Origin of the sequence: Hymenobacter sediminicola (genome assembly GCF_014250515.1) — a bacterium.
Classification (GTDB): Bacteria; Bacteroidota; Bacteroidia; order Cytophagales; family Hymenobacteraceae; genus Hymenobacter; species Hymenobacter sediminicola.
In genome coordinates this window covers 2,575,395-2,588,714 of record NZ_CP060202.1, presented here as the reverse complement: position 1 = coordinate 2,588,714, position 13,320 = coordinate 2,575,395, and the positions used below count along the sequence as shown (strand labels likewise).

Sequence of the window (13,320 nt, the reverse complement as noted above, 5' to 3'; positions counted from 1 at the left end):
TGCGTCTTACATGTAGTTGTTGAGCATCACGGGCATGAGCAGGCACATCAGGCCGTCATCGGCATCCGCTGACTGCAGCACGGCGGCCCGGCTGGATGAGCTCATGCTGATGCGCACGCTCTGGCACGGCAGCTTTTCCAGGAAGAAGCGCAGGAAGCGGGCGTTGAAGCCAATTTTCAGCACATCGCCGGCATAGGTGCCAGGCATTGATTCCGTCGCCTTGTTCTGGAAGTCTAGGTCTTCGGCTACCAGTTGGCTACCGGTGGCGGCATCCAGGTCGAAGGCAATGTGGTAGGTCGTCTTATTGCTGAAAATCATCAGGCGCTTGACGGCCGCCAGCATTTCCGTGCGGTGCACCACCAGCACGTTCGGGTTTTCCGCCGGAATGACGTTGCGGAAATCGGGGTACTTCTCGTCGATCAGGCGGGCCTGCAATTCCCCTTTTTCCAGCTTGAACAGGACCTGGGTTTTGCTTACCAGTACTTCCACTACTTCGCGCTTGTCCATCAGCTTCAGCAGGATTTCGCAGGCCTTGCGCGGCACAATGAAAGACGCCTCGCCGGTGCCCTCATGCTGATCCTGCTTGGTCATCACGACCAGCCGGTGGCCACAGGTAGCGGCAAATTCCAGCGTGTGCCCGTGGACCGTAATCAGCACGCCGGTCATGGCCGGCCGCAGCTCGTCGGTGCTGGTAACCGGAAGCGTGGCTGTCAGGCCAGCCAGCAGCACGTGGGCGGGAATGCGCAGCGTGGCCACGACTTCCCCCAGCGCGGCTTCGCGTGGGTAGTCGTTGGCCTGTTCGCCGGCCAGCTCATAGCGGGCGTTGCCGTTGCCGCTGTTCAGCAGCGAGTGCGACAGCCAGGCGTTGATGTGCAGCGACGGGGAAGAGGTGGCGCAGTCGAGCATCTTGACTGTCAGCGGCTGCTCTTGCAGGTTGCGCAGCAATTCAATCAGTTGCTTGCCGGGCACGCACAGGGCCACGTTATCCGTGTCGCGGCGCTCCAGCGGCAGCGGGCGGGACGTGAAGCGGTGCTCCAGGTCGTAGCCGGTTACGGTCATGTCGGAATAGGTACCGAACTCGCTGGGCCGTGCTACTACCGAAAGCAGCAGGTTTTCCAGAATCGGCACAATGGGTTGATGTGAAGGCACGGCCAGTTGGGCGTGCTGGGCAGCCTTAAGCAGGGCGGCGCTGCTGAGCAGCATGGTGGTAAGGGAAGAAGTAACGACGGTTGACATCGGCAAAGACAGATTAGAAAGTGGCAGAATCAGACAGGGCATACACCGCCTCATCGTGGGCAGCAGGTACTACCAGCGCCAGCAGCGCATCGGTGTAGAGGTTGGCTTCCTGCAGGTAGTGCAGGAAGCGGCGCACGTAGAAGGGGCAGGGGTAGGCCAGCATCCGGCGGCGGGCCCGCACGAGGCGGGCGTTTAGCTCGCGCTGTTTGCGCAGCTGACAGGACAGGGCACTCATGCGGCTTTATTCTTGTAAGCGTGACGCATCAGGTACTTATCCACCTCCGATTGCAGCACGCGTAGGCCCCGCGAAAAGCCGGTGTCGCCGTGCGGAATTTTGGGCTTAATAGCCGGCCGTTCCGGCTTGTCAGCCGTGGCTGCCCGGTAGGGCTTGCCCTTCACTAGGACGGTCATGTGCTCCAGGCACATATTGGCGTAGGCAGCCGCCTCGGTCAGCGTCAGCCACGGGTCGGGCGGGGGCAGCTGCAGAATGCGCGCTTCGACAGCCTGCTTAATTGCCTGCTCAATCTTCTGATCCAGGTCAGGCAGCGGTATTTGGAGCGTACTCATCCTAGCTGGCTTTGCGGTAGGTGGTAGGACCTTCGTGCTCTGCAATCAGCCCGTTCAAGCGCTCAATCTGCGCCGTCGCTTTCTCCGGCGTGAGCCGGTTGATGTTGAGCAGTGTCTTGGTCTTTTCGCTGCGTGCCACGGCCGGATGGTTAAGCAGGCGCATAATCTCCTGTTTCTGTTCTACCGAAGCAGCCTCAGTGCCGGCGCTGCTTGCGGCGGCAGTAGCGGGGATGACCGGGAGTGCCGAAGCCGGCGCGCTGGCCTCGTGTGCGTCAGCTTGCGGCTTTGCGGTAAGCTCGCCTATCAGCTCCGCCAGCCGCAGCGTCAGGCCGGCCAGCTTCACACACTCATTCTGCGCGGAAAGCAGGTTACCATCGGTAGTGAACTGGTTGGCGCGCTGCTGCACGCGAGCTATTTCGCTCGTCAGCTCCTCATGCGAGAGGGTACGGGCCGTAGCCAGCGTGTTATACAGTTCACGGAACAGGCCGTTTTTGGCCATCTTCCCAACCGTATCGGCGGCGGCTTCCATCAGCCCGATTTCGCGGTCCATGTCGGCTTGGGTGAACGTGCTCTTCTCACTGGCGACCTTGCCGGGGTACACGGCGAAGCGCATCCGCACTTCGCGCTGTAGGCATTTGGCCTGATCGGAGAGACTGAAAACTGGTTTATTTTCTGCCATGTATCTTTGCCGTGTAATCGGCCTTTCATAGGGGTTGATGAAGTAGTTTTTCGAGCCGTACACGTTGCTGCGTGTGCGGCTCTGCTGTTTTTATTTGAGCAGCTTCAGCAGCAGGAAGCTGACCGGGACCACGACGGCCAGCAATAGCAGGCCAGCCAAGCAGTGGAGAAAGGGGAGCGGTTTCATAGGTCGGTAGGCTGAACAGGCAGCGGCAGGCCGGGAGCAGGTTTGCGGACCCGGCGGGGCGCTACGAATGATGGTCCCATGTCAGGAAAGGGCGGGCGGAAACCGGCATAGCCGGGCGGGCCGGGCGTTTGCGGGCCGCTTGGGGTGAGGGTTCTACCGGCACGGCCGGGCGGAGCAACTCATCCAGCGTGCAGCCGAACAGGTCGGCCAGCCGCACCAGCGTGCGCATCTTCGGTTCGGCCCGTCCCTCTTCATAGGAGGCGTAGGCAGAATGCGTAATGGAAAGGGCCGCAGCCGCTTTCTGCTGGGTCAGGTGGGACGTGGCGCGCAGCGTGCGCAGCTTCCGGGCAAATTCAGGCAGCTTACTCATGCTAGGCCGCAATGGAAAGCGTGTGCGAAACGGTCATCAGCGCCGGCGTGGCGAGTGGAACCGGGAAGTAGAGCAGGGCGCCGGGCGCGTACTCATCCAGCCGGTACTCACGCAGCGTATCGGGTACCTTGCCCGCGAAAAAGGATTCGGCCTCGCAGCCATCTTCCAGCGCCAGCCGAAACAGGCTGCTGTCGGGGCCGGCCGTGTACACACTCAGCTCGCCATCCATGCCCCGCGCCCACCCGATTATTGGTTTTGGCAGCGTGTAGCGGGCCGATTCTTCCAGCACCGCGAGCGAGTCGCCTTCTACCGGCTGGGAAATGCTGCGCGGGCCGTCGGGCGTACGCAGCGTGTAAAGAGGTTCTTGTGAGGCAATCTTCATAGGGTAAGGAGTTGGAGGTGAAGTAGTCGGGAAAAGCGGTTGCTGCCGCTGTAAGCGGGTTATGCTGCGTGCGTGTGGGCTTGTGCCGCCTGCCAGCGGGCAAAGCCTTCGGGGTCAGTTTCCTGAGCCAAGGCCTCAATAGCCGGCCAGTACTTGGAGCTGGTCGTTTCGTAGGTCACAATGCCGGAAAGCGTAGCCCGTTGCCGGCAGCCCGTGGATTCGGCCAACATTTTCAGAAAGCCCTCCGGCATCATCGAGCGGATGCTGGGAGCGGCTGTGGTGTCGGGAATAAGCATATGCGGAAGGGGTGTATATTGCGCCTGTTGTTGTCGTTGTTGTTTCAAAGATTCAGCATTTGCGAGACATTGTCAAGCAAATGCTGAAATTAATTTTCAGTGTATGCGAGAATCTGCTGAGCAGCAGACCATTCATCAGCGCATTACTGAGCTGATTGACAGGTTTGAGCAGGGGAATAAGTCTGCTTTTGGGCGGCGGGCGGATATCAGCTCCGGTGTGCTGGGAGATTTGGTAGGTGGGAGGCTGAACAAGCCATCCTTCGACGTGCTGGCCAAGATTCTGCGCGCCTATCCTCTCGTACATGCGGAATGGCTGTTGTTGGGCTCTGGGCCTATGCTGCGGGATGGGGGTAAAGAGGCTCCTGAGCGAGTATTGCATATAGATGAGCCGGAAAACATGTTGCATCCGACCATCGTGCGGCAGCTCCAGCCAGATCCGCCTATCATTCCCCGGCCTATCGGTGTACCGATGGTGACGGTCGATACAGACCGTCAGGAAAACATCAGTCTGGTATCGTCGAAAGTGGCTGCCAGCTACCCGACGCGCTACCTGGAGCCGGAATTTTACAAGGACCTTCCTGCTTTCTCCATCCCGCTACCCGAATTCCGCAACGCCACGTTCCGGGCTTTTCAGGTCGTAGGGGATTCGATGTCACCCACGTTCTATCCTGGCGGCTGGGTGCTGGCGCGCTTTGTCGATTTCACCCGCGAAACCCTGCAGGAAGGCTACATCCATGTCGTCGTGACGCGGGAAAACCTGGTTGTCAAGCGCGTGCTGGACCGCATTGAGCAGCGCAATACGCTGGCGTTGCAGTCTGATAATGAAGAGTTTCAGACCTACGAGGTGCAGATTGAGGACGTACAGGAAGTATGGCGGGTCGTGGCCGACATTGGCTTCAAGTTTCCCAATGTGCGCTTCGACACGCGCCGCCGCCTGAGCGGCCTGGAAGCCGACCTACAGAATCTGATGGCCCGGCTGGAGAAGGTGGAAAAGCGTAGCACCCCGGAATAAGATAATCCCCACTTCCGGAAAGCCGGAAATTAGCTTTCCAGACCTAGTTAAAATTCTATATGGTGGCTTCTCTGTTGCTGGATGCTTATTCTACTGGCTACTCACTGGGCCAGATATTGGGCGCAATCCTGATACTGGGACTGTACTTCCTGCCTTCCTATATCGGCCGGAAGAAGCGACAGTTCACCGGTATCGTGCTGCTGAACCTGCTGCTGGGCTGGACGGGACTGGGATGGATAGCGGCTCTAATCTGGGCGGCTTCGCCCGACAAGCAGGGTGCCGTGACGGCTTCAATGTTTCAACCAGTGCCGAGTATGGTACCCGTCAACAGTGTAGCGGATGAGATAAATAAGCTCCGCAGCTTGCGGGATGCGGGCGAGTTGACGAACGAAGAATTTCTACAACAGAAGTCGCGCCTGCTGCGCGGCGCTTAAGTTTCCTCTGCCGATGCTCCCTGAATTCGACCAGCTGGCCATGGACCGCCGCTTTCTGACGGAACTCCACCGCCTGCAGCAGGCCGGGGCCTTCGACAGCTACCGGCAACTCGCTCCTGAACTCGACACGCAGCCCAGCTTCCGGGTGCAGATTGAGAGCGGTCGGTATCACTGCAACCTACGCCTGCTCTACAACCTGAAACGCCGCTTTCCCCAGGCCGACCTGACCTTCATTCTGGAAGGGGGCAAGGCGGCCGGTCGGCCCGAGCCTACGGCCTTCCCGGCGGCCCCCAAACTCGGAGCCCCTTTTGCCAGAAAGGCGTCAGTTGCCACGAAAAAGAAGCCTGCTGCTAATGCCCCGTCCCGGACTAAAACCACCTGAAGGCCCGCCCGCACCCGGCGTGGAAGGCGTGGGCCGGCGCATTGCCCTGATCCGTCAGCGCTTTGACCTGTCGATGGAACGCACCGCCGATATGGTGGAGGCCAGCGCGCAGGCCATCAGTGACCTGGAAAACGGCAAAAGCCGCTACCCGAAAGCCGATCTGCTGGCTCGCTTCAGTCTGAAGCTGGGCGTGCGTCTTGACTGGCTGATTTTAGGACAGGAACCCATGCTGCACCGCGACGAGAACATCACGCGCCGCCAACAGATAGCTGCTGAGGCCAGCCACAGCGCCGAACAGGTGCAGGCGGCGCTGGATAAGCTCCAGCCGATTTTATTAGAACTGCAGGGCTGCGTTGGCTTTGTGCCGGCGCACGTCCTGGAAGAGAAACCTACTGCGTGAAGCTCCGATTTTATCTGCATAGCAAAGCAGCCAGTGACGGCCGCAGGCCGGTGTATGTCAGCATCGGAGTAGGGGAGGCCCGCCCGGTGCGCTCGGCTACCGGCGTGGTAGTGCATCCGAAGTACTTCAACGAGCTGGCCCCGCACATTCACCGCAGCGCCGATGGCGCTACCAGCCACAACGACCGGCTCGATGAAATCCGCCTGCTTGTCGGCCGGGCCGTGCGGCAGCTGGAAGATGCTGGCACGCTGAGCAACGCGGCGCTGCTACCACAGGTAAAAAAAATTATTTCCGAACTGACCGGCCGCAAAACAAAAGGCAGCGAGGCAGTGGCCGCTGAGGTAGCCAAGGCCCGCCCGTTGGCAGAGCAGCCGTTCCGGGCCGTGTACCAGCAGTGGAAGGAAGAAAAGGCGGGCAAGTTCACGGCGGACTACCTCAACAAGGGCAGCCAGTACGTGGATTGGTTTGAGACATTCGACCCGGGCTGCACGCCGGCCGCCGTCGATCAGCGCTGGGTGAACCGCTACACCTCGTACCTGGTGAAGGAAACGCCCATGTTCAACAACACCATTGCCCAGCATATTAACTCGCTGCGGGTACTGATGCAGTTTGCCGGCCTGCCGACGAAGTGGATAGACAACGACTGGGAGCACGACATTGAGCCGGTGTACCTGACCCAGCAGGAGCTGGAGCAGCTCATTGCCTGGCAGCTCCCGGCCGGCAAGGGTTCCTGGGACCGGCAGAAGGATGTCTTTGTGATGCGCTGCCTGACCGGCCTGCGCTACTCGGACGCCGCGGCGCTGCTACGGCCGCACATCAAAGCCGCGGCGGCCCTGCGCATGATTCGCATGGACCAGAAAAAAACCCGGTCGGCCGTGCAGATTCCCTTGCTGCCGCTGGTAGAAATAATTCTGGCCAAATACGAGCATCTGCCCGCTGGCCAGGTATTGCCCGTTATTTCGCGCCAGCAGACGGGCGGCATCATCAAAGAAATTTTGAAGGCGGCGGGCATCGACTCGCCCTATATGCAGGTGCGCTACAAAGGCACCGTGAAGCACGAGGCGGTGCTTCCAAAATGGCAGGCTGCCAGCACCCACACCGCCCGGCACACCTACGGCGCGCTGCTGGCCCGCATGAAATTACATCCGCTGCAGATTATGGAGAAGATGGGGCATAAGGATTTAAAGTCTACCATGAAGTACACCCACCTGGAGCATGAAGCCACTGAACAACAGATGATAGAGGGCTGGGATAAGCTGCAGTCCGGTAAACTTGAGGACTGAAAAGTGTGCGAAAGTGTGCGTGTGTGTGCGTAAAAAGTTGGGTCTTATCGCCGCAAATCGAAGTTGCTGTATTGCGCGGTAAGAAATTTGACCTACTTTTGTGCAGTCAATAAACGATAGACCATAAGAGAGGACGGTTACCCCCCTCTCCGCATTTCTTGGAAATGAGGAATTGAGAATGAGCAATGAAGAATTGCATAAATTCTTCGTTCCATACTCTCAGTTCCTCATTCCATTTTCGGGGTGTAGCGTAGCCCGGTATCGCGCCTGCTTTGGGAGCAGGAGGCCGCAGGTTCGAATCCTGCCACCCCGACTTATCAAATAGCCGTCAGCCCACCTTTGGGGCGGGCGGCTATTTGTTTTTGACCCCGTAGCTCAGCTGGATAGAGCAGCTGCCTTCTAAGCAGCCGGTCATGTGTTCGAATCACATCGGGGCCACACTGATAATAAGCCACCTAGCTTAATTGCTGGGTGGCTTTTTTTATTGGCTGTTTATACAAGTACAGGGCATTGCTCTCTAATTATAAAGCGACGAAAAACGATTTCCTTCTAACCCGCACATTAAGTTGTCAGATGGATAAAGCGGCAAGGCTCATACCACTCTGCCGCATCCAGAAGAGCAGCAACTGCCATGAGCAGGTCGGAGGGTAGAAGGGGTTAGCAATGGGCCATGCTTTAGGCTGCCTGATTTGGCTACAACCCAACAAGCGGAATGGGCGTAGTGGCTGATATAGTTGCGCAACGTGACACACAGACTGAGCCTGTTGCAACTGCTTTTATCGAACTTCTGCTGCCTGTCAGTTGCCCGTAATGCGGGAAAGTCATTACATTGGGCAGCGAAAACTTTGGTTTCCCCTCCATATCACCCTAAACAACATTCAATTCACCATGAAAAAAACGCTACTCGGCCTTTCTTTCCTGCTTGGACTAGGTCTGCAAGGCTTTGGCCAAGGCACTCCAGCCATTACCTCTTTTACCCCTCAGAACTCCAACCTGGGTGCCAACTATCGTATCGTTGGTATTCAGGCTATTGATGCCAACACGGCTTGGGGTCTGTCGGGTTTGCCTGACGCTGCTGGAACCAGCATCGTGGCCAACACCTACCTGCGCACCACCAATGGTGGAACCACTTGGCAGGGTGGCGTAATTGCCCCTAGCGGCTTTACGGGCTATGCTGCCGGCAACCTGTTTGCTTTGAACGCTACCACGGCTTGGTCTGCTATGTATAACGCTACCAATGGCGGCGGTATCATTGTTAAGACCACGAACGGCGGTACCAGCTGGACTGTACAGACTGACCCAAGCACTACTGGTGCTTACCAGTTTTCTGCTCCAGACGGTTTCGCCAACTGGGTATACTTCTGGGATGCCAACAACGGTGTCTGCATGGGTGACCCGAACCGGACTGCTGCCAGCTCGGTAAAGTTTTTCGAGATGTACACTACCACCAACGGTGGTACCACCTGGACACGCGTACCCCGCGCTTCCGGCCTGATCAGCAACGGCAGCGAATATGGTGTAACCAATCAGTATTCGGTAGTCGGCAACACCATTTGGTTCAGCACCCTCTACGATCCGGTCACCATTACGTCGCCAGCCCGTGTGTTTAAATCCACGGACCGAGGCCTCACTTGGACCAACAGCAACAGCAATATTCCGAACCGGGTTTCCGGTGTTGTGTTTGCTAGTGCCAACAACGGCCTGCTGTGGAATGCTGAAAACATCAGCACAACGACGAACGGTGGTACTACTTGGGCTACTCAGGCCTATTCTACTCCTTTCCGTGATTCTGACGTAACAGCTATTCCCGGTGGCAACACCTACGTAGCTGTTGGTCTGGATGCTCGCGTTGCTTCGCCAACGGCTGCCGATATCGGAACTTCGATTAGCCGCGACAATGGTGCTACCTGGACGACTATCGACAACCAGGCTCAGTACCTCTCGGTTAGCTTTGCTTCGGGTACTGTAGGCTGGGCTGGTGGATTCACGGCTGCTGCTGGTGGCGGTGGCATCGGCAAATACACGGGCGCCAATATTCTCTCGAACCGCAACGTAGAGCTGCAGAAGGCTCTGGCTGTGTATCCTAACCCTAGCACCAATGGCATCTTCACGGTGCAGCTGGCTTCGGGTCTGAAATCGGGTGCTTCGGTACGCGTGTTCGACGTAGTAGGACGCCAGGTAACTTCGCAGACCCTGAACGCTACGGCTATTGCTGCCAAGTCGACGACTGTGGACCTGAGCAATGAGAAAGCCGGTATCTACACGCTGGAACTGCGCACCGAAGCCGGTGTAGCACAGCAGAAACTGGTAGTAGAATAATCTGCTCCTAATATTTCATAAAAAGGCCCTCATTCTGGCAGGATGAGGGCCTTTTTATGAAATATTCCTTCGGTCAACCAACCATCTGCCAGCTACTGGCCTCTACAACACACGAACCTTAACCTTTTCCACTTCCTTGAATATGCACAAACACGTACTATTACTAGCAGGTCTTCTCGCGCTGGGTACAACCGCCAAGGCCCAGTGGGCAACTCAGCCTATTGCATTCCCTAATACCTTGTCTACCCCCTATTTCATCAAAGGAGTTGATGCCAATACTGTTTGGACTATTGGCTACGACCTTGATAATGGTAGTGGCACCAATTATGCCCGTAGCACCAACGGCGGAGTAACGTGGACGGCCGGCACCGTGACCGGCATAACGGCCACAACTGGGATTGTGACGGCTCTGACGGCCGTAGATGCCAATACTGCCTGGGTGACGGTACTTGGCGCCAGCGGTAGCCGCATCATGAAAACCACGAACGGTGGCACAGCCTGGACACAGCAGGGAACGGCTTTTTCGTCGCCTGACAGCTACCCTAACATGATTCACTTCTTCAATGCCAATGAAGGAGTAGCCCAAGGTGACCCGCTGACGGATGGTGGCTCGTTTGAAATGTACCGGACCACAGATGGCGGTACTACTTGGACTCCGGTTACTACGCCTGCTTCATTGAGCGGCGAATATGGTGCGGAAGCCCCGCCGGCTGCAGTCGGTAACAACATTTGGTTCGGTACCCTGGATGGCCGCGTTTACCACAGCACTGATAAAGGCGCTACGTGGACGGTAGCCGATGCGGCCCTGACGGACGGTGTTTTTGCCTTAGCATTCCGCGACGCGCAAAATGGCCTGGCCAACAGCTTCAATTTTGATACGGGCGCAAAAGCGCTGAAACGCACCACGGATGGCGGTGCCACTTGGTCTTCGGTGACATATACAGGCCTGTTTCCTGGCTTCGGTCTCGATAACGTGCCCGGTACCCAGCAATACATTGCTACCGGTCTGGACGTGGCTGGTACCGGCAACTCAACCGGCTCTTCTTACTCGCGTGACAACGGGCAGACCTGGGTAACGCTGGAAACCGCCATCAGCCATACGCGGGTTGATGCCGTGAGCCCCACCGCCATCTGGTCGGGAGCCATCGACGACAATACGTTTGGCGGCCTGGGTATGAACCGTCTCACTGCTACAACCCTCGGCACGAAGCCAGTAGCAGCCGAGCAACTAAGCTTTAGTGTCTATCCAAACCCAAGCACTGATGGCCGCTTCGTAGTTGGCTCGAAGGTAGCGCGCACCGGTGTAGAATTGCGTGTATCTGATGCCTTGGGCCGTGAGGTAACCCGCCGTATGTGGCAGGGCAGTACCGCCACTCCCTTCACCCTCGACCTGAGCCAGTACAAAGCGGGAGTTTACTCGCTGGAAATTCTGTCAGAAGCTGGCACCAGCCACCAGAAGCTAGTAGTGCGCTAAGCTAAAAAGTGGCACTTTAACCGCTCTACCAAGTCCTGCTTCATCATTTGGAGCAGGGCTTTTTTGTGCAAAAATGGACCAGCGTTTTGCGGGGATATACGCGGGGTGTATTCGGGGCTGGCGCTAGCAAAAACGGGATATTTTCGGTACTTTTGTAGGATAGCATCATAGCTGAACTTACGCCCGAAACATGAGCGAAACACAAGAGATAATCGGTGCCTCGGACTACTCCGCGGATAGCATTCAGGTACTCGAAGGGCTCGAAGCGGTACGCAAGCGTCCTTCCATGTACATCGGCGATACTGGCGCCAAAGGCCTGCACCATCTGGTGTGGGAAGTAGTAGATAACTCTATTGACGAAGCCCTAGCCGGCCAGTGCGACCATATCGAGGTGAACATTCACCCCGGCAACGCCATTTCAGTCCAGGACAACGGCCGCGGTATCCCCGTTGGCATCAACCAGAAATTCGGCAAATCTGCCCTTGAAATTGCCCTGACCGTATTGCACGCCGGCGGCAAATTTGATAAGAACAGCTACAAGACGTCCGGCGGTCTGCACGGCGTGGGCGTGTCCTGCGTAAATGCTCTGAGCACGCACACGCACGTTACCGTTAAGCGCGACGGCCACGTCTACGAGCAGGAATACACCATTGGCGTGCCGCAGTATGACGTGCGCCAGATTGGGGACACTACGGAGCGTGGTACCCGCGTGTGGTTTCAGCCCGACCCAACCATCTTCGATGAAACGCTGGAGTACTCGTATGAGCGGATTGCAACCCGCCTGCGTGAACTGGCCTACCTTAACCGTGGTATCCGTATCGTGCTGACCGACCTGCGTTCCTCGCAGGATGGGGGAGAGGGCGAAGCAGTACGCACCGAATTCTATTCGGAAGGCGGCGTAGCCGAGTACGTACAGTATCTCGACAGCAGCCGCACCGTGCTTATGACCAAGCCCGTGTACGTGGCGACGGAGCGTGGTATTCCGGTGGAAGTGGCGTTCCAGTATAACGACTCGTACCAGGAGCACATCTTCTCCTATGTCAACAACATCAACACTCACGAAGGTGGCACGCACGTGGCGGGCTTCCGCTCGGCCATCACGCGGGTGCTGAAAGGCTATGCCGAGAAATCGGGAGAAGTGGCCAAAGCCAAAATTGAGATTCAGGGCGACGACTTCCGCGAAGGCCTTACCGCCGTTATTTCGGTGAAAGTTGCAGAGCCTAAGTTCGAAGGCCAGACCAAAGGCAAGCTAGGCAACTCCGAAGTGAGCGGCGCCGTGAACCAAGTAGTGGGCGAGATTCTCAACCAGTACCTGGAGGAAAACCCGAAGGAAGCCCGTGTCATCGTCGAAAAGGTGATTCTGGCCGCTAAGGCCCGCGTGGCCGCCAAGAAGGCCCGCGAAATGGTGCAGCGCAAGTCGGTGCTGGGCTCCAACTCGCTGCCCGGCAAACTCGCCGACTGCTCGGAATCTGATCCGGCCATCTGCGAACTGTACTTGGTGGAAGGGGACTCGGCTGGCGGCACCGCTAAGCAGGGCCGCAACCGCGCGTTTCAGGCTATTCTGCCGCTACGGGGTAAAATCCTGAACGTGGAGAAAGCACAGGAGCACCGTATCTACGAAAACGAGGAAATCCGGAACATGATTACGGCCCTCGGTGTGAGCTTTGAGAAGAAAACGGATGAGGACGATGGTAGCAGCACCCGCTCCCTGAATCTGGACAAGCTGCGCTACCACAAAATCATCATCATGACCGATGCTGATATTGATGGCTCGCACATCCGGACCCTGATCCTGACCTTCTTCTTCCGCTATATGCCGGAGCTGATTGAGAAAGGCTACATCTACATTGCGCTGCCTCCGCTTTACCTTGTGAAGCGTGGCAAAGAGGAGCGCTACTGCTGGACTGAACAGGACCGCATGACTGCTCAGGAAGAATTGGGCCGCGGCAAGCCGGAAACGGTGAACGTGCAGCGCTACAAAGGCTTGGGCGAGATGAATGCCGAGCAGCTCTGGACTACTACCATGCAGCCCGTGACCCGCTCCCTGAAGCGCGTGGATGTAGACTCCGGCGTCGAGGCCGACCATCTCTTCTCCATGCTGATGGGCGACGAAGTAGCCCCCCGCCGCGACTTCATCGAGAAAAATGCTAAATATGCCAAACTAGACGTATAACACGCAATAAAAAAGCCCGCTCTGAGCGGGCTTTTTTATTGCGTGTTATACGTCTAGTTTGGCGCTGCCGCGTATTAATTTATTTAGAAGCGCAACAGAACGTGCGGGATGAGCGTGTATCTTGCCA

The 13,320-nt window shown here is 57.4% G+C and carries 15 protein-coding genes and 2 tRNA genes; 10 read left to right on the top strand and 7 right to left on the bottom strand.

All coding sequences use genetic code 11. The features are described from left to right. Positions 1 to 6 precede the first annotated feature (6 nt). The 7 genes from dnaN to H4317_RS10985 all read right to left on the bottom strand — a co-directional run bounded on the left by dnaN (position 7) and on the right by H4317_RS10985 (position 3,716). Positions 7 to 1,236 carry a DNA polymerase III subunit beta gene (gene dnaN / locus H4317_RS11015; protein WP_185886630.1) on the bottom strand — a complete coding sequence of 410 codons (1,230 nt, stop codon included), beginning with the start codon at positions 1,234 to 1,236 and terminating at the stop codon, positions 7 to 9. 13 nt (positions 1,237 to 1,249) lie between these two features. Then, positions 1,250 to 1,471 carry a hypothetical protein gene (locus H4317_RS11010; RefSeq protein ID WP_185886627.1) on the bottom strand — a complete coding sequence of 74 codons (222 nt, stop codon included), beginning with the start codon at positions 1,469 to 1,471 and terminating at the stop codon, positions 1,250 to 1,252. Further along, positions 1,468 to 1,803, bottom strand: a complete 336-nt coding sequence (locus H4317_RS11005; RefSeq protein WP_185886625.1) for a hypothetical protein — start codon at positions 1,801 to 1,803, stop codon at positions 1,468 to 1,470. The genes H4317_RS11010 and H4317_RS11005 overlap by 4 nt, the downstream gene beginning before the upstream one ends. Position 1,804: 1 nt before the next feature. After that, positions 1,805 to 2,482: a hypothetical protein gene (locus H4317_RS11000; RefSeq protein WP_185886623.1), complete on the bottom strand. Its 678-nt coding sequence runs from the start codon at positions 2,480 to 2,482 to the stop codon at positions 1,805 to 1,807. A 247-nt stretch (positions 2,483 to 2,729) separates the two neighbouring features. Continuing rightward, positions 2,730 to 3,038 carry a helix-turn-helix domain-containing protein gene (locus tag H4317_RS10995; RefSeq protein ID WP_185886621.1) on the bottom strand — a complete coding sequence of 103 codons (309 nt, stop codon included), beginning with the start codon at positions 3,036 to 3,038 and terminating at the stop codon, positions 2,730 to 2,732. A 1-nt stretch (position 3,039) separates the two neighbouring features. Further along, positions 3,040 to 3,420, bottom strand: coding sequence for a hypothetical protein (locus H4317_RS10990; protein ID WP_185886619.1), 381 nt, complete (start codon positions 3,418 to 3,420; stop codon positions 3,040 to 3,042). A gap of 59 nt (positions 3,421 to 3,479) precedes the next feature. Then, positions 3,480 to 3,716, bottom strand: a complete 237-nt coding sequence (locus H4317_RS10985) for a hypothetical protein (protein ID WP_185886617.1) — start codon at positions 3,714 to 3,716, stop codon at positions 3,480 to 3,482. Between the two features lie 103 nt (positions 3,717 to 3,819). On the opposite strand from H4317_RS10985, the gene H4317_RS10980 reads away from it, so the two are divergent. The 10 genes from H4317_RS10980 to gyrB all read left to right on the top strand — a co-directional run bounded on the left by H4317_RS10980 (position 3,820) and on the right by gyrB (position 13,193). After that, positions 3,820 to 4,728, top strand: coding sequence for a S24 family peptidase (locus H4317_RS10980; protein WP_185886615.1), 909 nt, complete (start codon positions 3,820 to 3,822; stop codon positions 4,726 to 4,728). A gap of 59 nt (positions 4,729 to 4,787) precedes the next feature. Next, positions 4,788 to 5,162, top strand: a complete 375-nt coding sequence (locus H4317_RS10975; RefSeq protein ID WP_185886613.1) for a superinfection immunity protein — start codon at positions 4,788 to 4,790, stop codon at positions 5,160 to 5,162. A 13-nt stretch (positions 5,163 to 5,175) separates the two neighbouring features. Next, positions 5,176 to 5,544, top strand: coding sequence for a hypothetical protein (locus H4317_RS10970; RefSeq protein ID WP_185886611.1), 369 nt, complete (start codon positions 5,176 to 5,178; stop codon positions 5,542 to 5,544). Further along, on the top strand, positions 5,516 to 5,944 hold the full coding sequence (locus tag H4317_RS10965) for a helix-turn-helix domain-containing protein (RefSeq protein WP_185886609.1): 429 nt from the start codon (positions 5,516 to 5,518) through the stop codon (positions 5,942 to 5,944). Before H4317_RS10970 ends, H4317_RS10965 begins: the two co-directional genes overlap by 29 nt. Next, positions 5,941 to 7,227, top strand: a complete 1,287-nt coding sequence (locus tag H4317_RS10960; RefSeq protein WP_185886606.1) for a site-specific integrase — start codon at positions 5,941 to 5,943, stop codon at positions 7,225 to 7,227. Before H4317_RS10965 ends, H4317_RS10960 begins: the two co-directional genes overlap by 4 nt. Before the next feature lie 239 nt (positions 7,228 to 7,466). Next, a tRNA-Pro gene (locus H4317_RS10955) sits at positions 7,467 to 7,540 on the top strand. A 51-nt stretch (positions 7,541 to 7,591) separates the two neighbouring features. Then, positions 7,592 to 7,665, top strand: a tRNA-Arg gene (locus tag H4317_RS10950). Positions 7,666 to 8,115: 450 nt separating this feature from the next. Beyond that, positions 8,116 to 9,546 carry a T9SS type A sorting domain-containing protein gene (locus H4317_RS10945; RefSeq protein WP_185886603.1) on the top strand — a complete coding sequence of 477 codons (1,431 nt, stop codon included), beginning with the start codon at positions 8,116 to 8,118 and terminating at the stop codon, positions 9,544 to 9,546. A 238-nt stretch (positions 9,547 to 9,784) separates the two neighbouring features. Further along, positions 9,785 to 11,020, top strand: a complete 1,236-nt coding sequence (locus tag H4317_RS10940; protein WP_185886601.1) for a T9SS type A sorting domain-containing protein — start codon at positions 9,785 to 9,787, stop codon at positions 11,018 to 11,020. Between the two features lie 190 nt (positions 11,021 to 11,210). Then, positions 11,211 to 13,193, top strand: coding sequence for a DNA topoisomerase (ATP-hydrolyzing) subunit B (gene gyrB, locus H4317_RS10935; protein WP_185886599.1), 1,983 nt, complete (start codon positions 11,211 to 11,213; stop codon positions 13,191 to 13,193). Positions 13,194 to 13,320: the final 127 nt, after the last annotated feature.